The organism is Peribacillus sp. FSL E2-0159, from assembly GCF_038643155.1.
Lineage (GTDB): Bacteria > Bacillota > Bacilli > Bacillales > DSM-1321 > Peribacillus > Peribacillus simplex.
In genome coordinates this window covers 1,994,111-2,012,938 of sequence record NZ_CP152053.1, presented here as the reverse complement: position 1 = coordinate 2,012,938, position 18,828 = coordinate 1,994,111, and the positions used below count along the sequence as shown (strand labels likewise).

Below are 18,828 nucleotides of genomic sequence, written 5' to 3'. Positions count from 1 at the left end.
AATCCCCAATTATTTTTTCACGCAAAAAGAATGGGACCCCCTATTGGGAAGTTCCATTCTTTGCGTTCAAAGGTTAGGATCATTACGGAATATCATGTCCCATCGAGCTGGTTAAAATGTTAAACCATTGTTCTTTTTCCATGCTTAGGTTCAGTGATTCAATGGCGCTGTCCAATCGTTCTTTCCTACCGGATCCAACAATCGGAATGATTTTTGCAGGATGTCTCAACAGCCATGCATACATCACTTCATCTATTCCATTTGCCCCGATTTCTTCTTTTACGATTTCTAACGTTTTTCTTAAGCGGGCAGCCTTTTCATTCGATTCCTCAAAGATGCTTCCTCCAGCAAGTGGTGACCATGCCATTGGAGCCACGCCCGTTTGCTGACATAAGTTAATGGTTCCATCTTCAAAGTTTTCAAGATTATACGCAGAAAGTTCCAGCTGATTCGTCACAAGCGGGTATTCAAGATAAGATTGAAGCATATCCCATTGCAGTTTCTTGAAGTTCGATACGCCAAAGTTACGGACCTTTCCTGATTCTTTTAATTGATTAAACGCCTCAGCCGTTTCCGCCGGGTCCATCAGGGGATCCGGACGATGAATAAGTAACAGATCAATATAATCCGTTTTAAGATTCATAAGAGATTGTTCAACAGACTTGATAATATGGGTTTTACTAGTGTTGTAATGGTGACTTTTATGAGATGGACGGTTTTCTGATTTAAGCACTATGCCACATTTCGTAACGATCTCCATTTTATCTCGTAAAGATGGCTTTAATGAAAGTGCGTTCCCAAAAATCTCCTCACACGTATAGCTGCCATATATATCGGCGTGATCATATGTAGTGACGCCCCGATCCATTCCATGTTCAATAAGAGATAGGATTTCCTCGGTAGAAAATCTCCAATCTGCCAATCTCCACATACCGTGTACAATGCGTGAAAGACTAAAATCCTCAGTTAGATTGACTCTTTGCATATTTTTCTCCCCTTTTATATCATGATTGACCTTGCTAATTAGTTGTTTGTTATGGCTTACCTAGTACTGCTTTCTATCATGATTAACCTTCGTAATCTGTGTCAGTATCATTTGCTACTGCCATGAACCTTAGTATAATTTAAAATTTCGGAGAATCCTAATCTTGAGTGATCCTTTCATGCCATAAGAAAAAGGCTGCCGCAGCAACCTCCTGAATATTGTTAGTTCTTTTGTGTTTTCTCGTGTAATTCCACGATTTCTATCGCTAAATCTTTTGTTGTCATGGAAGTCATCAAGTGATCTTGAGCATGAATCAGAAGCATTGGAATTTCGAATTTCTCACCGTTCACTTCTTGTTGAATCAATGCGGTTTGGATTTTATGTGCAGCAACAAACTCATGTTCCGCTTCCTTTAATTTATCTTGGGCATCGCTTGATTTACCTTGTTTTTGCAAGGCGATGGCTTCCATTGCACAACTGCGTGCATTCCCGCTATGGAGAATTAATTGAAATGATAATTCTGATAGATCCTCTTTCGTTTTCGTCATATTAACACCCCTTTTGATAGTATGTTATTTTGAAATTAATTGGAGGGCCGTACGCAATACTTCCTTGCCATTGCATGATCCATAATGCATTGGATTTATCGTATCTACAGGTACTCCTTTTTCATCCCCTATTTTCTTTATATCATTAAGTAAATAACGAACTTGAGGACCTAAAAGTATAACATCCACTTCATTTATGTGATTCCTTACTTCCATAGTGGCAATCGCCTGGATTTTCACGTCCAATCCTTCTTCCGCCGCCGCTTTCTCCATCTTATTAACCAATAGACTAGTGGACATTCCTGCAGAACAGCATAATAATATATTCATCCGAATTCCTCCTTAAAAATTAGATACAGGTTATTTAATTAATTTAAATGTTCCCCATGGTTTAATATAATCCATTAAAAAATGTTCTTCTTTTACTACATGGGCGACTACATTTTTTCGTTCATCCAATGGCATATCCCTTAAAATGACTTGAAGTTCCCCTTTGTACTTACCAAAAGAATCATTGCCGATGAAAACAGACCCTTTTCGCTGTGGGATACTTTCCCGGACTGCAAAATCTTCATTTGCATATTTTTTCCGAACCTCGACTGAACGGACCATATAATCACTGATATCACCACGGCGAAGATGTAATGCATCCAATACAACCTTTTGCTCAATTGGAGACGCATCCGAATGAAGTTCTACCTTCAGCTCGATCATGTCACGCTGTAATGAACCCAGCATTCTTAATTCCTCTTCACTCGCGTAAGCATTCCCGATGATGACATCATCAATTAAACCAGTTGCCCAGAGATGCTTGGCCTGTACATCAATAGAAAGTTCACGGTGCTGTTCTAATGTGCATAATCCATCATTTATACTCCAAGGACCTATATCACCAGTTTGTGAAGTAACAAATGCAGCTGTACGAATGCCATGTTCTTTAAAACGTTTACTGCAGGAGATGAAAAAGTCGTAAGGGAGACCTGTGAATTTTTGGGGATAGAAATTATGACAGCCAATCATTAGATTTTTATTCCCCTGATGCGTCAGAATATTCGATAAATAATCAACATCATTACTCATATTCAATTCGATTTTCAATCCATAAGGATTATATGTCATTTTAGCTTCTTTCAGGCCATCGAACCCAAGGTCTAGACGAACACCGTCAGCTCCCATTTCTGCGAAAAAGCTTAAATCATCATAACTAATATCAAACTTGTCGAAAACGGCAGGCGCAACATCAAGAATGACTTCCATATGTAATGTTTTCGCATAAGAAATAATATTTTTATATTCTTCCATGACCATTTCATAAGGTTTTGAAACCGATAATAAACATGTGAAAATTCGTTCAAAACCGTAACCATGTGCAAGTTTAATATATTGCTTGTCTTTATCAGGTGTAGAATGTTCCGGATAAATTGAAATACCCAATCTTCTCATAAGCTATCATTCACTCCTTTTCTACTTTCTTTCCATTGAGCCCGCTTGGCCTGTAAACCCATTAAATAGTCACGGTAGCGGGAGGAAACCATTACAGAACAAATAACCGTTGGTATAATGACAATTAAATAATAAGTCGATCCCAATGCGCTAAACAGAATGATTGAAAAGCTAATGATTAAAATAGACAGGCCAACCGATTTCCAGGGTGTTAATTTTTCACCTAGCCCTGTTCTGGAAAAAATGATTTGAGCCCCTATAAATGATAGGGTTGCGAAAATTATTTCAAGCATATTTAATGCCCGCTTTTTTATCTTCTGGTCCCGCTTCTATTTTATTTTCATCACGTAGATGTTGCTTCTCGAACATCTTGAAAAATGGAAAGTAAATCATTAATGAGATGACGAAATTCAATATAACCAGAACCCCGGCCATGATTGTCCAATTTGTACTGATGACAGCTGCAATTGGACTAAAGACCGTAAACGGCAGTTTAGCCATTATCATCGGTATCAACCCTAATTGAAAGAATGTATAAGAAACGATGACATTTACCAAGGGAGCAACAATGAACGGAACCATTAAAATGGGGTTCATGACAATTGGCGCTCCAAAAATGATAGGTTCGTTAATATTAAAAATCCCTGGAACAAAGGACAGTTTACCCAGTTCTTTCAAATACTTTGATTTTGAAAATAAGAACAGTACTACAAGCGATAAGGTCGATCCTGCCCCGCCGATCCATACGAACCATTGAATGAATTGTTCGGTAAATAGATTGGGCAAATTCGCCGCATTACCCGTTCTTGCAAATGCATCCATGTTCTCGAGGATTGCCGAATCCCACATTGGCCTTATGATCGGACCTAATATGGCCGGTCCATGAATTCCCAGCGACCAGAAGAAAACGATGAGAAAGACTGTAAGCAGACCACCTATTAAACTATTACCAACCAATAAATTTTTAAGAGGAGACACCAAAGTGGTGATGATTGAGTTAATGTCAAAGCCTAAACCATAACGAATGCCCCAGAAAAGAAGAACCACGACTAATGTTGGAATAAGGGCAGCAAAGGAATTCGAAACCATTGGCGGAACGCTTTCCGGCAATTTGATTTTTATATCGCGTTTAATTAAAAAATGAAAAATCTCAACGGAAATCAGCGATGTTACTATTGCTCCGAATAAAGAGGCTGCGCTCAAAGAGCTGATAGGTAACCAGCGGCCCGCTTCTATCACTCCTGGAACGGATTCCATGACTTGGGTAGGCACAACACATGTAATCAGAAAAGCTAAGACTGAAAGAAGGCCTGCACTGAGCTGATCTAATTTATAATGGCCAGCAAGAGCTGACCCCACCCCAAAAGCTGCATATAAAGCCATTGCTCCCACTGTAAACCGAAACGGAACATCCAAAGCAGCACGATAAGGTGCAATCCATTCATCATATCCATCGATTGGAAAATTCAACAAAATAACAAAGAATGAGCCAATGATCGTCAGTGGAAGTGTTGCTAGAACACCGTGCCTGATTGCCAGTAGATGTCTTTGTGAACCAATTTTGTTTGCAACTGGAAGCACTTTCATTTCTAGTATCCCCATAAAATTATTCAATAACTTTTCCCCCTTTTAAATAAGAGTCTGAAAAAACAAACAATTACAATAAATAAACATTATAACGTTATATTGATTATGTCAATATTTTTATTGAAAATATGGTTTCTGTTACAAACTTTTAAATCATAGGAATACATAGTGCAGTTAATTAGCCTCTGCTGAAAAAAGAGGTGTTCTCGTGGCTTCCCCTAGAACACTAAAAAAAAACAGGAAATTGATCATTGTCAATTTCCTGCTTTCTTTTTTGAAATCACATTTTTTTAAAAGGAATTTTTTATGACAATCTGTAGCCCTAGACTAGCCTAGTCTAGAGCTCATTTTTTTCTTTTCCTAGTATCAAATTCATATATTTTCTTTACACTTTTTAAAATAGAATGATATAGCGTAGTTGAATATTTACATAATGAAATTAATGGTTTCTTCCAACGCATCATTTGCATCCGGAGATTTCCCCAGCTCGTAAACGATTTCCCCGTCAATCATCGTCATTTCAACCCGTAATTGATCAATACTGTCGATTGTTACATCCAATATTCGGTCGTTTAGCACAATCAAATCGGCTAATTTCCCTACCTCGATGCTTCCTTTTTGGTCTTCCTCGAAGCTTGCGTAGGCTCCGTTCCAAGTGTACAGCCTAATCGCTTCCATGACGGAAATTTTCTGCTCTTCCCCAATGACCGCGCCGGACGGCGTCAGTCGGTTGACCGCCCCATGAATGCCGATAAGCGGATTGCAGTTCGAGACCGGGCTGTCCGAGGCGCCTGCTACGACAATGCCAGCTTTTAAACAGGCTCCAATTGGGTAAAAATAGTCGCTGCGAGCGCCGAAGTGTTTAATGTATATATCTCCAAATTCAGTGAAAAAGTTCGGGTTAGGAACGGTCACTATGCCCAATTTAGCCATTCGCTCGATGAGATCGGGCATCGCCAAACCGGCATGCTCGATTCGATGTCTGTGATTGTGTCGCGGATATTGTCTAAGCGCTTCTTCGAACGTATTCAACAACATCTCGATCGCCCGATCGCCCTGGGCGTGAGCCGTAATTTGATAACCATCTCGATGGGCTGCGATGAGCGCGTCGTTCATATTCTCTTGCGTGTAGTACAGAATGCCGCTGTCTTCCGGATTCGTCTCATATGGCTGACGCGTCGCAAGCGTCGGCGCGGTGCTGGCACCGTCTATAAAGATTTTCGCCGGACCGATACGAAATCGATCGTCGCCGAACCCAGTGGACAGGCACGTCTCTCTCATTCGGATAAAGTTAGGCTCGTGAACGACCATTGCATACACTCGAACCTTTAAGCGGCCAGAACGAACCGCTTGCTGCAGGATGCGAAGATTGACCGGCTCGTACCCACCCGCATCATGAATTGTCGTAATGCCTAACGATACGAAATCGTGCGAAGCGATTTCCGCCGCTCTGGCCAAGACCTCTTCCGTCGGATTCATGACACGTTTTACCGGATCCATGGCTGCTTCCACTAGTAGCCCGTTTAATCTCCCGGACTCGTCCCGACCGAACACTCCACCTTCCGGATCGACCGATTGGTCGTTTACACCTGTCAATTCCAACACATTACTGTTCGCAATCATAATGTGGCCACATTGTCGCACAATTAGAATCGGGTGTTCCGTCGACACCTCATCCAGCTGATTGCGGGTTAGGTACCGCCCTTCCAACATGAACATTTCGTTGTAACCTACTGCTACGATCCACCCTCCTTCAGGGGTAGATTCCGCCTTCCGTTTCAATTCACCGATAAAATCTGCATTGGATTGAATCGATGCGTCTTTGCAATTAATCGCTAGCCTTGTAAGTCCATAACCGAGTAGATGCAAATGCGAATCTATAAATCCTGGCAGTAGAGTCCTACCTTGCAAATCCATCACTTTGGTGCTTTCTCCAATCCAACGTTTGATTTCCTTGTTTGTTCCGACGGCTTCTATTCGGTTACGTTTAACGGCAACTGCTTCTGCGATCCGATTGCCCGAATCGACGGTAATGACTTGTCCGTTTAAAAATACAACATCAGCAAACATACGATCACCTCTTATTTTTCTATAAACAAGTTCTAATGACTATGCTTTGTGGGGTTCTAGTTTTTCAGCCAATTCAGCCTACAAAACGTAATTGATTTCTACTAAGCTTCTACTTGAGTAATAGAATCAGCATCAATAATACTGTTTGAGAGATAATTAAAAACCAATGCAATAAACATTTTTCCGATGTACAACATTGACTCTTCATCTACATCAAATTTCGGATGATGATGCGGGTATATCGCATTCATCGCCGGATTCGCACCTCCCACATAGAAAAATGTTCCAGGAACCTTCTGCAGATAAAAGGCGAAATCTTCCATTCCCGTTAACGTATACGGCGGGATTTGTATCACTTTTTCCTCTCCCAGAAGATCTTTTGCTAACTTGTCCGCTTTTATTGTTTCATCCGGATGATTCCACAAAGTGGGATATCCTCTCTCGTACTTAAATTTCACAGTGGCTCCTGCGGCTTCGCAGGTGGATGTTGCAATTTGCCCAATGGCTTTTTCTATCAAATCTTGAACGCTTTCCTCGAAGGTTCGTACCGTTCCGGTAATTTTGGCCGTGTCGGGAATGACATTAGAAGCCTGTCCGCTTTGAAAAGAACCAACCGAGACAACAACTGTTTTAGATGGATCAACGCGGCGGCTGACGATTTGCTGCAAATTGAGCACCAGTTGGCTACCCACCACAATTGGATCTACCGTCAAATGAGGAGCTGCTCCATGCCCGCCTTTCCCATAAATCTCAATTTCAAATGTATCCCCGGCCGCCATTAAATATCCCTCTCCAACTGCAACAATACTAAGCGGGAGAATGGAAGATACATGGGCTCCATAAATGACATCGACTCCATCCAGACAGCCATCTTCAATCATGGACTTTGCTCCTCCTGGAATTACCTCTTCCGCAAACTGATGGATAAAGACAACATTTCCTTCGAGCTCATCCCTCACTTCGCTTAATACTTTGGCTACTCCAATCAAAGCAGCTGTATGAACATCATGGCCGCAGGCATGCATCACCCCAGAAATACGGGACTTGTATTCCACGTCTTTCTCGTCTGATATCGGCAATGCATCGAAATCCGCCCGCAGCGCTACTGTTTTGCCCGGTTTCCCTCCTCTCAGGATTCCAACTACTCCTCTTCCGCCAACTTCAGTTCTTACTTCCAATCCCAAGTTTGTTAATACATCAGCGATCTTTTTTGGGGTATTTACCTCATGGAAGGATAGTTCGGGATACATATGAAGATCTCTGCGAAATCTAACCAACTCCGGATATACCTCTTGAAGTCTACTAAATAAGTTTTTTAGCATCATTATCACCCCGTTATTTGTTATAGCATTAATCCATCGGATTGCTGATATTCGTGATCAACATTTCCATTCCACCTTACTAAATTTGTATTCCCATTAGCCAAAGACCACTATTTTACTTTGACATTCGACTGTATTTGATCAGCCACGTCCCCGTGAGAAACATGATTGCTGTTTCGAATGGTTAGTCCGATCAGCGCGGAGGACAAACCAGCCGCAATTAAGAACCAGAAAGCGCCGTCATAAGAACCTTTTAATGCTGAGATGAGTACACCCATCATGATCGGTGCAATGAATCCACCAATCATCGATCCCAAATTCATAATTCCAATGGCGGAACCAATCACACTCTTGTCAAACAATTTGTGAGGGAGTGCGTATACTGCACTAAACACAAAACCATAAAAGATTGATGACAGTGTTAAATAGGTAAAGACCATTCCAACATTAGGTGCGAAGAGTGCTAAAAATAAAAATACTGTGTAAAAAAGTCCATTCATTAAAAAGTACATTTTCTCCCTACCGGAAAATCTGACCAGCAACCAACCACCCGCTGCCGTTCCCAGAGTTGCGGCCGTAGTCGGAAGGAGTCCCAACAACCCTGCGGAAACCAAATCTAAATGGCGTTCTGTTACCATATACATGGGCAACCATGAAGACGTGCCCCACGAAGCAATGCTGATTGAAAACCACGTTAGGACCAATGCCCATGTCTGACGAATTTTCAATAAAGAGAGCATGGAATCCTTGTTTACTGGTTGTTGTTCTTTTGCTTCTTCCAATTGAATCGGACTCCGAATGTATTTCCAAAGCAGTACTCCAATAATCACACCTGCTGCTCCAAGAGCAAAGAACAAGTTCCTCCAGCCTAACCAGATCAGGAGTGTTGGCACAAGAACACCCGTAATTAGACCGCCAAACGAATTCGATGACATTAAGATGGACTGTGCCTTACCTCGTTCTTTCTGAGGGAAATACTCAGCGATGGCTTTTGCACAGGCAGCAGGATATCCCCCCTCCATAATTCCGAACAAAAAACGAATCACGATTAAAGCGGTAAACGACCAAGCGAAACCGGTGAAGACTGTAAAAAGCGACCAGAGGACAATAGAAAAAATAATCACCCTTCGGTAACCCAACTGATCTGTCAGCCAGCCGGCCGGAATTTGCATGATGGCGTAAGCCAAGAAGAAGGCGCTGATTACTGTTCCCGTGGCAGCCGGACTAAGATTGAATTCTTGACCGATCGGTACCACAGCAAGAGTCATAACTAACCGGTCCATATAAGAAACCATATAACCCACAAATAGGAGAGACAAAATGAACTTCCTGTTGTCCCCTTGAACAGCCATACGCTTCACAAATCATAACCTCCCCTTTATGATGCCCAGCAAATAATGGATTGCAGCTTGCACCAAGTTTCTGTAAAAAGGCAACTTCCTCTTACGACAGTTCTTCAATTTAGTTCTTTACGAATTTACTAACTCAAGTGCATTATTTTTTGTTTTCTTATGGATCTCATAACCTCCTTTACACCAAATTGTTTATGCAAGTTTTATGCCAAGAAAAAGATCACTTTACAATAAAAAAAGGACGTAAACGGGTTGTTTTATGTGAATCTTCTAAATATTTAGAGTATAATTTTTATGAATCGATTCAAATGAATCGAAATTGAATCAACGCTACTCAAAATAATGATGAACTTTGAATTATTTTCGATTCAAAATAAACGGTGGATCCATCCGTTATCAAAGGAGAGACAAGTGATGAATCAGAATATGTCAACCATCGAACCGGAATATTTATTCAAAATCATGAACTTTATGAATAAACCTATTTATATAACCGATAAGAACGGTATGATTCTTTTTGTTAGCGACATGAGCTGTAAGCTGATTGGGAAAAAGAAAGAGGAGCTAATCGGAAAAAACGTCTCACAATTGGAAAAAGAGGGGTTCTTCAAGCCGTCTGTTGCAAAAATAGTTTTAGATAAGAAACAAAATGTCAGCGTCATTCAACAAGGTGGAGAAGGAACAGGGGTAATTACAGGACATCTCATATTGGACAAGAATGATGAACCAAAATATGCAGTCACATTGGGTTATGATATTCCAGATTTCGTCGGTTATAGTTCTCAAATTAAAATTGAAGAATTGGATTCTGCTTTTCGGTATTATTTACAAGAATTACAAAAACTCAAAGCGAAACTTGTACGGACCAAAGAAGTCCCTTTTTTTATCGGACAAAGCCGGGTCTATGATATGCTCAAGGAAACAATTGAAAAAGTTGCCTGTGTGGAAACGACCGTTCTTATTACAGGGGAAACAGGTGTTGGAAAAACGCTTATAGCGGAACGTATTCATCATCTGAGTGACCGGAAAGATCGTCCGTTTATCCATCTTAATTGCGCAGCGATTCCGGAATTGCTCCTGGAATCCGAACTGTTCGGCTATCAAAAAGGAGCGTTTACCGGAGCAAATGCGAACGGCAAAACCGGACTTGTCAAACTTGCGGAGAAAGGCACCCTTTTCTTAGATGAGATTGGCGAACTCTCACATTCTTTACAACCCAAACTCCTTCAATTGCTGCAAAATAAAACGTACATGCCGATTGGAGCTTCCCAAACGGTAAAAGCCGATGTGCGTATCATTGTAGCTACCAACTGTAATTTGGAGGATATGGTCAAAGAAGGGAAATTCCGGGCTGATTTATATTATCGCCTCCATATTTTACCGATCCGCGTACCCTCGCTTCGTGAGCGGAAGGAAGACATCTTTTGTCTCCTTCAGTATAATTTGGAGAAGTTTAATTACTTGCATAACCATAAACGAGTGCTTTCTACAAAAGTGGTCGAAGTGCTTCAAAACTATCATTGGCCTGGAAATGTACGAGAATTGGAAAATATAATTGAGCAGCTTGTCATTATGGCAAAAGAGAATGAAGTTGCAATTCAGGATTTGCCAAAACGCTTGATCGATTCAGTCTGCGAAAACGTTTCAATCTCTTTAAATGCAGGAAATTCTTTACATGAAGTTTTGGAAAGCGTCGAAAAAAGAATGATCACACAAGCATTCCATCATCATAAAACAACCCGCGATGCGGCAAAAGCACTGGGCGTTACTCAGTCATTATTTATGCGCAGGTTGGCGAAATATGCGATTACTAAAGAAGAAAGATAAGCTGGAACGGTAGATGCCGCCGTAACTGATAAAAATGTTAGGAAACCTTGACAGTGTGAGGGACCAACCAAAAGTCATGCTTTGTTGCAAAAAAAAAGCACTTAACCCCTAGGTAAAGTGCTTTTTTCAATTTTTTACCTCATTCGCTTTCTGCATTCTCCTTATTCTGGAGATGACGCTGCCAACTCAGGCATTCATTATTCTTTAATGTCCCACTGCGGATTCCAAACGACTTCCCAAAGGTGTCCATCAGGGTCTTGAAAGTGTGCAGAGTATCCTCCCCAGAAAGTGTCATGTGCCGGATCGGTTATGATCGCGCCAGCTTTTTTTGCTTTTTCCAACACAATATTCACTTCTTCTTTACTACCTACATTGTGACCAATGGTAAATTCAGTAGAACTTGTCGGAGACAAAGGAACCTTGGCCTCATGCGCTATATCCTTTCGACTCCAAATGGCAAGCTTTAGGCCTTCTTGCAGGTCGAAAAAGGCAACGGCTCCATGCTCAAATTCTTTGCCCACTATTCCTTCTGTTTGAAATCCCAGGCCATCCCGATAGAATTCCAGCGATTTTTCCAAATCATCCACACCTAATGTAACGACAGTAATACGTGGTTTCATGATTGTCCCCCTTCTTACTTACTTTCTCCTTCTATTGTTTACCAACTCTTCTAGTTCAAACCAGATCCAAAATAAACAGGTTTTTTTGTCAATCTAAAATGATCAAATTTATCGAATCCCCATCAAGATGATTCTCTCCTTCATGCGCTTGGTTAATTTTAACATTCCCTGTCTTTTTTTTATTAATTTTACTAATCCATTTTATTGGTATTTTAAGTGTAAAATAACTCTCTACCTACTTTAACCGCTCTTTATCCATAAAAAAGGCCCCTCTCGATTGAGAGGGGCCTTTAATGGATTGCACTTAACCTTCAAGCTCCTTTTTCTTGTTTAAGAGTTGGAGGTATTCCCTATCCAATTCCTCTTTTTCCTCTTCCTTCATAACACTGGACAGTTTCCCAAGTGTCTCGATGATTTGCACTTCAATCATAAGAAGTTCGGCCTGTTTATCTTGATGACCATCCTTGCGATTAGCCAATTTTGTTGATTCCTGATTGATCGCACTTACTCTCGGAGGTTCATCTTCAAATGAAAGTAAATGGGTTGCAAGCGTTTGGATCAATGAACGATCATGAGTCACAAAAACGATGGTTCCTGGATATGCTTTTAACACTTCGGTTAAAGCCTCTTTAGTATGAATATCCAGATAATTTGTAGGTTCATCCAAAACCAGAACATTATAGTTTCCCAAAAAAACTTTTGCTAGGGAAGCCCTGACTCTTTCCCCACCGCTTAAAAGTGATATTTGTTTGTGAACGTCATTTCCTTTAAAAGCTAATCGTGATAATAGCGTACGAATAAAGGGTTGATTGTAGGGACTGTCATCCAATATATTTTCAAGAACCGTTTTACTTTCATTCAAATTTTCTTGTTGTTGGGCAAAAAATCCAATCTTTGCTGGCTTCGCGACATATAAATCTGGGTGCCGTTCTATTATCTTTTTCAATAATGTCGTTTTTCCTGAACCATTTTGACCATTGATGGCGAGTCTGCATGCTAAGGGGACATCTCCAAAAATATGTTGTTTCAGCATCCTTGATCCGACTTTCAGGGAACAGCCATTAAATCGAATGACCCTTTTGCTATGCAAAGATGGAAATTCTGAAATATCAAAGATGATAGGGGGATCTTCCCTCGGTTTTTCTTTTTTTGCTAATTTTTCGATTCGAGTTTCAATCGCTTCAGCAGAACGGTTCAATTTCGCCTTCTGTTTCCCCGCACTGCGTTTATGCAGCCTTGCTTCTGAATTGCCCATTCGTTTAGGGGCTTTCCTAATTGAATCAGATTTGGCTTGGAGGTTTTGTGCAGCCTTTTTCAACCGGTTCTTTTCGCGGGTATACTCTTCATATTGCTGATTTTCCTTTTCTGTTTTTGCTTGCTTTTGTTTGATATACGCCTCGTAATTCCCTTCATATACAGTTACCTTGCCTTGCTCAACTTCCCATATTGTATTACACAGATGATTTAAGAATGCTTTATCATGTGAAGTAAGCAAAATAGCGCCATTAAAAGACTTTAAATCTTTTTCTAATTGTTCAATTCCGGAAACATCTAAATGGCTGGTAGGTTCATCCGCAATCAATACATCCGCATTGGAAGACAGAGCTGCGGCGATTTTTCTTCGAGTACGTTCACCGCCGCTTATGATTTCTTGATTCTCATTGGGCAGTTTCCATATGCTCGTCAATACCCCGCTTATTTCTTGTTCAGTTTCTTCTATTTGCGGGATATAGCTGACTGTTCCATAGCTCTCTATATGACCGGAATCGGGTTTCCTAAACCCCGCTAGTATAGAAAGAAGGGTCGTTTTTCCTTCTCCATTCCTACCAACTAACCCAACACGGTCATGACTGTAAAGATGAAGTGTATCAACGGAAATAACTTCACGGTTCCCGTAGCTTTTCTTTAAATCATTCGCTTTTAAAAATAACATAAAAAATCCCCCTCTATTTTTCTAGAGAGAGATCGCCTGTTACTAAATTAATATACATAAACCAAGTATACCTCATCTGATTTGACAACAGAAAAAGTAGTTGTATATGAATTAGTACCTATAAACGAACAGACGAATCCATCTCTAAACATAATCATTAAAAATCTCACATGGGTATCAAAAAGATTCTTGTTCAAATGAAAAAGTGAATTCACTTTACTCACCAATAAATCCGGTAAGCAAACATAGTGAAGCGTATTTTCATTGAATATATCTAACCGATAACACCCATTGAAATAGATTTAGATTTACTGTTTATTTGATAAGATTACTGCTTCATTGTATGAGGTACCTTTTCCTTCCAATGTAATGAATTAATGATTGCATATTATTCATATGTTTGTAAAGCCAATTTATTCCCTATTTTATTAACGCTCATAAAAAAGAGTGAATTAATTGGGCTCAACATGGACATGAACATCATACACTCCATGATCTTTCTTCATCACTTTCTCTACATGGGTCGCAATATCATGTGCTTCTTTAATATCCAAGGTAGAATTGACAAGGATCACAACATCAATCACTTCATTATTCCCGTAATTTCTCCCTTTAATTTCTTTTATGCCCTTGACTCCATCCACATTTGTAATTACATCCTTATATAGATGAATTTTATTTTCATCAAATCCGTCAGAAAGTTCATGCGAGGCTTGAATGAATATATCCCAGGCTGTTTTGCATATTAATAATCCAACAATGATGGCAGTAAGGGAATCCAGCCAAGGCATATTTAATTGGGAACCGAAAATCCCTATAGCTGTTCCAATACTTACCCAAGCATCGGAAATATTATCTTTTGAAGCTGCCATAACGGCCTTACTATTAATTTTTATAGCAAGCTTTTTATTATATCGGTATACAAAATACATGGCTATTGCTGATAAAACACCTACATACCCTGCAATAATGTCAGGTGATTCCTTTCCACCTTTAAGCATGGAAGCAACTGCATCTATTAAAACTTGTACACCAACAGCAAACATGATAAAAGAAGCTACCATCGAAGCAATGGTTTCACTTTTCCAATGACCATAACCATGATCTTTATCGGGGGGTCTTTGAGCTAGCCTTAAACCGATCAATACAGCAATGGACGCGATAATATCAGTCGTGTTGTTCAAACCATCCGCTTTTAAGGCCGCTGAGTCGCTTATGTATCCGATAGCCAGCTTCATGATTGATAGACAAATATAAGCAATTATACTAATGATTGCACCACGTTCGCCTAATTTGAGGTCATTATATTTTTGTTCTTCCATTCAACTTCCCCCCACAATTAAGTACCTTAATATAATATCAACTTAAAAATGGGTGGGTCTATAGCAACCTTTTTGTATCGCTTTATATAAGTAAGTGATATATAACTATGTTGCATAAGGCAAACTATCTGAAAAGAATAATATTGATGGAAGTTTTATTATAATAAAAGCCCTTGAGCTGCTATTCAGCCCCTCCGTATGAAGATTTGTTGCATTAGAAAAAGGCTGCGCCAGCGCAGCCCTAACTATTGAAGGAAAGCCCCCCTGAATTTACGAATGAAGTATTAGCAGCCCTCTACCATATTACTAAGTATAAATAATATTATATGTGGGTTTAATCACTCCGTTTGGATATTGTTTCATTTCAACTAAATCTAATTTTAGACTTGGCTTAACGCTGCCGAAAAGAGGGATGCCTTCACCGATTATGACTGGATTCACTTTCAGCACCAATTGATCAATGAGTTTATGTTTTAATAACGTTCCAGCCAGTTCTCCGCCCCCGCAAAGCCAGAGCTTTCCGTCACATTGCTGCTTGAGGTTTTTAATAAACGCAACGGCGTTTCCTTCGATAAGTTCTACCTGCTCATTCGATTCAAACTGAAGGGAGCTTGAAAATATATAATGTTTCAAACCCTTATAACCTGGTTCACCCGGTTTAGCTCCGAATTGAAATCCAAATTCATATGTTTTACTTCCCATCAACACCGCTTCATATTGCTGGATATCGGATAAAAAATCTGGAACATGATCTCCTTCAAATAAGAATAAAGAATGATTGATATTCCCATCCAACATTGCTTGGTCGGCAATGAAATTGTCCAGTGAAACTGCTACATGATATACCAATTCTGCCACCTATTCATCCCTCCAAAAGTGATTACACATTTTAAGCTTACGTAATTTAATAAGCCTCATATGAACGATGTCCCATAATCTTTATAAAAGGTATCAGATAGCCATAGCCAATATTCTTTTGAAATTGTGTTCATTTGTTTCGACACCCACTTGAGTTCATAGGTATTTATTTAGTCTAAGGAATTCTGGAATCCTACGTCTCAACGTTTTAATAATTTCATTTGAATTGCGGTCACAATCCCAACTTTCAAACAGGAATAATTGCTTACCATCTAATTTACTTCTATTGCCCTCGATTTTTGTCCATACTCCAAAGGGCACATCTACATGTTCTTCCATTTCCATATACCACCCAGACACAATCAGCCACCGTATCCTATCAAGATTGGATAGTGCATATAACATTTCTCTTCTCATAACGGCTCTGTATGTTTCATGGACAAAACTCTCCAATGCTCAACGTCATCAGCTGAAGGTTTATAAACTAGCTTTGCGGATTCCTTAATAACATGACTCATAACATTAAAAGGAGCATAAATGACTTCAACCTCTTTTAACCAGATGGAGGGAACAATTTCCTCAGATGCGTGATACCAGCTATCCACTTTCACAAAGGTATTATAAAGAGTGACGACATACGGTGAAGAAGTATTGTAGTCTTCGTGAAATGTAACATTTACCCAGTTATTTGCCCTATTCCTTTTTCCCTTTAAAAAATCTGCTTTCCGTTTTGAATTAACAACGGTGTGCAAATCTATATCAGAGTAGTTATCATCGTTTCTTTTTACTAATGAACCAGCTAGGTAAATTGCCAAAACATCAGGATTTGCTGATAAATCTTTTAATGCATTTTCCAAAAGTATATCGCGTTGTTTCGGTAAAAATGCATCTCTTTCTAAATGTTTGCTAACGAATCCCGCACACAAAACCATCTCCTTTTCTTGTAAAACCGTCAAAATAATATATATTCGTGAATCAGGAATAAAATCCCTTTCGTAAAATTGCCGTGTCAGTGAATTATACTGCTTCCTACCTCCTTGTTTTTCTTGGCTGGATATCAAGGTCCCGCGTTACCGGGCATCTATCCATATTCTCGCCTATGTGGTATTATTTTGAATATTAAGTTAAAAGGAGGCATCATTTCATGTTTCTTGCAAATACTCCCGAACCACCCTATTACGCTTGTATTTTCACTTCTCAAAGAAGCGATAAGGATGCCGAAAGCTACAATTCAACCGCGGAATTCATGAACGAACTTGCCGCTCAACAAGATGGCTATTTAGGAGTCGAAAGCGTAAGAGATCAAAACGGGATAGGAATTACCGTATCCTATTGGAGGTCCCTGGATGCCATAAAGATTTGGAAAGAAAATGCTGCTCACAAAAAGGCACAAGAAAAAGGTATGAAAGATTGGTACTCGTCATACTCAACCCGAATTTGTAAGGTTGAAAGAGATTATACAAGCAAATAAGGAAACTAAGATTTCATGTACATACATAATTTTTATGCATTTTCAGCTATAGAAAAAGACCGCTTTTTTAGCGGTCTCAGACTGTAGACAAACTCGAAGAAAAGCGAGTTTGCCTGCAGTTTTTTCTTTAATAAACGTTCCCGATGATTTCAAAAATCCGCTCCCTTTCCGCAGACTGTCTGCCAAGCCGCATCAAAGCAGGCGTCTGTGGGGTCTTGGCTAGTCAGTTATTCGGCAGGAGTGTCCCAAATTTCTTCAATCTATTGAGGGGGTCTTAAAACAAAAAACTAGAGTATAACCTAGTCTTGTTTTAAAATCTTGGTTCGGGATGAGACTGTTCAGTACCCCCTTATATAGACAAAAGGGTTTCTATCTAATTTCATAAAAAAGTTGATTGGAACGGAAGGTACGAGACTCCTGCGGGGAATGCGCGTCTAGGGGAGGCACGACAGGCGCAAAGAGTGCCGAGGGCGGACCACCCGCGGAAAGCGAGTGCCTGGAGTGGATATCAACGTTCAAATTTAACAAATCATCAATAAAACTGTAGAACAAATTCAATTATTATCGAGTTTATATATGCAGAAAACGATATAATGAAATCCACTTCCAATTTATAGACAAAAAGGTTTCTATATAAATTTCAAAACAAAGTTGATTGGAACGGAAGGTACGAGACTCCTGCGGGAATGCGCGTCTAGGGGAGACCCCACAGGCGCAAAGAGCGCCGAGGAGGCTCCCCGACAGCCCGCGGAAAGCGAGTGCCTGAAGTGGATATCAACGTTTTCTTTTAAAATCATGATAATGAATTAAAGGAAATGTCATTTAGATCTTCTTTTATGAGTGAGTACATATATAAATCATCGAATTTGCCACAAGTATATTCATAATGCCTTAGCAATCCTTCTCTTCTAAACCCCTGTTTTGCCACTAGTTTTTGGGATGGGTGATTATCAGGTTCAATTAAAGCTTGAATCCTTTCTAGGTGAAAGTGACGATAACCATACAGAACAACGGCTTCCAACGCTTCACTCGCAATGCCTTTTCCCCATTGATCTTTAGTTAATTCATATCCAATTTCAGCTCGATGATGTTTGGTGACCATATTAAGAAAACCACAACTTCCTATAACCCTACCGGAATCTTTTAATGTAATTCCCCATCTAATTCCCGAACCTTCTTGGAATATAGATTCGTACCACTTAATTTCATCCCAAACGTCATTTACTGTTTGGCATGGATCTAACCCCATTGGCTTCACTACATCCATATCAGATAGATATTTAAACATATCACCCGCGTCTTCTATTGTTACTTCTCTTAAAATCAATCGTCGTGTTTCAATAAGCGGAAATACCTTCTCCATCCTATTTCCCTCCTCCAAAGTTCTCTTTTCCATATTTTACTGTTTTAATCATTACCTAATTAAAGCCGATAATCAACGCTTTATTGCTTAAAAATTAATGTTAATAACTAAAAAGGCGTCCCTACTT

At 39.8% G+C, this 18,828-nt stretch carries 18 protein-coding genes; 2 read left to right on the top strand and 16 right to left on the bottom strand.

The window, feature by feature from the left end:
- Positions 1-82 precede the first annotated feature (82 nt).
- From NYE63_RS09945 to NYE63_RS09905, 9 genes are all read right to left on the bottom strand, one after another.
- Positions 83-985 (bottom strand): aldo/keto reductase family oxidoreductase, encoded by a 903-nt coding sequence (locus tag NYE63_RS09945; RefSeq protein WP_342604994.1) that lies wholly within the window; start codon positions 983-985, stop codon positions 83-85.
- A 221-nt stretch (positions 986-1,206) separates the two neighbouring features.
- The gene (locus NYE63_RS09940) at positions 1,207-1,533 is read right to left on the bottom strand and encodes a PTS lactose/cellobiose transporter subunit IIA (RefSeq protein ID WP_342604993.1); all 327 of its coding nucleotides are present in this window, start codon (positions 1,531-1,533) and stop codon (positions 1,207-1,209) included.
- A gap of 24 nt (positions 1,534-1,557) precedes the next feature.
- Positions 1,558-1,863, bottom strand: coding sequence for a PTS sugar transporter subunit IIB (locus tag NYE63_RS09935; protein WP_342604992.1), 306 nt, complete (start codon positions 1,861-1,863; stop codon positions 1,558-1,560).
- Between the two features lie 30 nt (positions 1,864-1,893).
- Positions 1,894-2,976 (bottom strand): MupG family TIM beta-alpha barrel fold protein, encoded by a 1,083-nt coding sequence (locus NYE63_RS09930; RefSeq protein WP_342604991.1) that lies wholly within the window; start codon positions 2,974-2,976, stop codon positions 1,894-1,896.
- Positions 2,973-3,269, bottom strand: coding sequence for a hypothetical protein (locus NYE63_RS09925; protein WP_342604990.1), 297 nt, complete (start codon positions 3,267-3,269; stop codon positions 2,973-2,975). The genes NYE63_RS09930 and NYE63_RS09925 overlap by 4 nt, the downstream gene beginning before the upstream one ends.
- A complete protein-coding gene (locus NYE63_RS09920) occupies positions 3,262-4,590 on the bottom strand; it encodes a PTS sugar transporter subunit IIC (protein WP_342604989.1) in 1,329 nt (442 codons plus the stop codon). The genes NYE63_RS09925 and NYE63_RS09920 overlap by 8 nt, the downstream gene beginning before the upstream one ends.
- A gap of 399 nt (positions 4,591-4,989) precedes the next feature.
- The gene (locus tag NYE63_RS09915; RefSeq protein ID WP_342604988.1) at positions 4,990-6,633 is read right to left on the bottom strand and encodes an amidohydrolase; all 1,644 of its coding nucleotides are present in this window, start codon (positions 6,631-6,633) and stop codon (positions 4,990-4,992) included.
- A gap of 101 nt (positions 6,634-6,734) precedes the next feature.
- Positions 6,735-7,955, bottom strand: a complete 1,221-nt coding sequence (locus tag NYE63_RS09910; RefSeq protein WP_342604987.1) for a M20 family metallopeptidase — start codon at positions 7,953-7,955, stop codon at positions 6,735-6,737.
- Between the two features lie 110 nt (positions 7,956-8,065).
- Entirely contained in the window at positions 8,066-9,307 is a 1,242-nt protein-coding gene (locus NYE63_RS09905) for an MFS transporter (protein ID WP_342605722.1), read from the bottom strand.
- 414 nt (positions 9,308-9,721) lie between these two features.
- On the opposite strand from NYE63_RS09905, the gene NYE63_RS09900 reads away from it, so the two are divergent.
- The gene (locus tag NYE63_RS09900) at positions 9,722-11,134 is read left to right on the top strand and encodes a sigma 54-interacting transcriptional regulator (protein ID WP_063234616.1); all 1,413 of its coding nucleotides are present in this window, start codon (positions 9,722-9,724) and stop codon (positions 11,132-11,134) included.
- A gap of 197 nt (positions 11,135-11,331) precedes the next feature.
- Here NYE63_RS09900 and NYE63_RS09895 read toward each other — a convergent pair whose 3' ends face one another.
- From NYE63_RS09895 to NYE63_RS09870, 6 genes are all read right to left on the bottom strand, one after another.
- Positions 11,332-11,754, bottom strand: a complete 423-nt coding sequence (locus NYE63_RS09895) for a VOC family protein (protein ID WP_342604986.1) — start codon at positions 11,752-11,754, stop codon at positions 11,332-11,334.
- Between the two features lie 304 nt (positions 11,755-12,058).
- Positions 12,059-13,687: an ABC-F type ribosomal protection protein gene (abc-f, locus tag NYE63_RS09890; RefSeq protein WP_342604985.1), complete on the bottom strand. Its 1,629-nt coding sequence runs from the start codon at positions 13,685-13,687 to the stop codon at positions 12,059-12,061.
- 452 nt (positions 13,688-14,139) lie between these two features.
- The gene (locus tag NYE63_RS09885) at positions 14,140-15,009 is read right to left on the bottom strand and encodes a cation diffusion facilitator family transporter (protein ID WP_342604984.1); all 870 of its coding nucleotides are present in this window, start codon (positions 15,007-15,009) and stop codon (positions 14,140-14,142) included.
- Positions 15,010-15,315: 306 nt separating this feature from the next.
- Positions 15,316-15,867 carry a dihydrofolate reductase family protein gene (locus tag NYE63_RS09880; protein ID WP_342604983.1) on the bottom strand — a complete coding sequence of 184 codons (552 nt, stop codon included), beginning with the start codon at positions 15,865-15,867 and terminating at the stop codon, positions 15,316-15,318.
- Positions 15,868-16,023: 156 nt separating this feature from the next.
- Positions 16,024-16,206: a hypothetical protein gene (locus tag NYE63_RS09875; protein ID WP_342604982.1), complete on the bottom strand. Its 183-nt coding sequence runs from the start codon at positions 16,204-16,206 to the stop codon at positions 16,024-16,026.
- Positions 16,207-16,280: 74 nt separating this feature from the next.
- On the bottom strand, positions 16,281-16,928 hold the full coding sequence (locus tag NYE63_RS09870) for a hypothetical protein (RefSeq protein ID WP_342604981.1): 648 nt from the start codon (positions 16,926-16,928) through the stop codon (positions 16,281-16,283).
- An 83-nt stretch (positions 16,929-17,011) separates the two neighbouring features.
- Here NYE63_RS09870 and NYE63_RS09865 point away from each other — a divergent pair, with 83 nt between their 5' ends.
- Positions 17,012-17,338 carry an antibiotic biosynthesis monooxygenase gene (locus NYE63_RS09865; protein WP_342604980.1) on the top strand — a complete coding sequence of 109 codons (327 nt, stop codon included), beginning with the start codon at positions 17,012-17,014 and terminating at the stop codon, positions 17,336-17,338.
- A gap of 793 nt (positions 17,339-18,131) precedes the next feature.
- Here NYE63_RS09865 and NYE63_RS09860 read toward each other — a convergent pair.
- On the bottom strand, positions 18,132-18,701 hold the full coding sequence (locus NYE63_RS09860; protein ID WP_342604979.1) for a GNAT family protein: 570 nt from the start codon (positions 18,699-18,701) through the stop codon (positions 18,132-18,134).
- Positions 18,702-18,828: the final 127 nt, after the last annotated feature.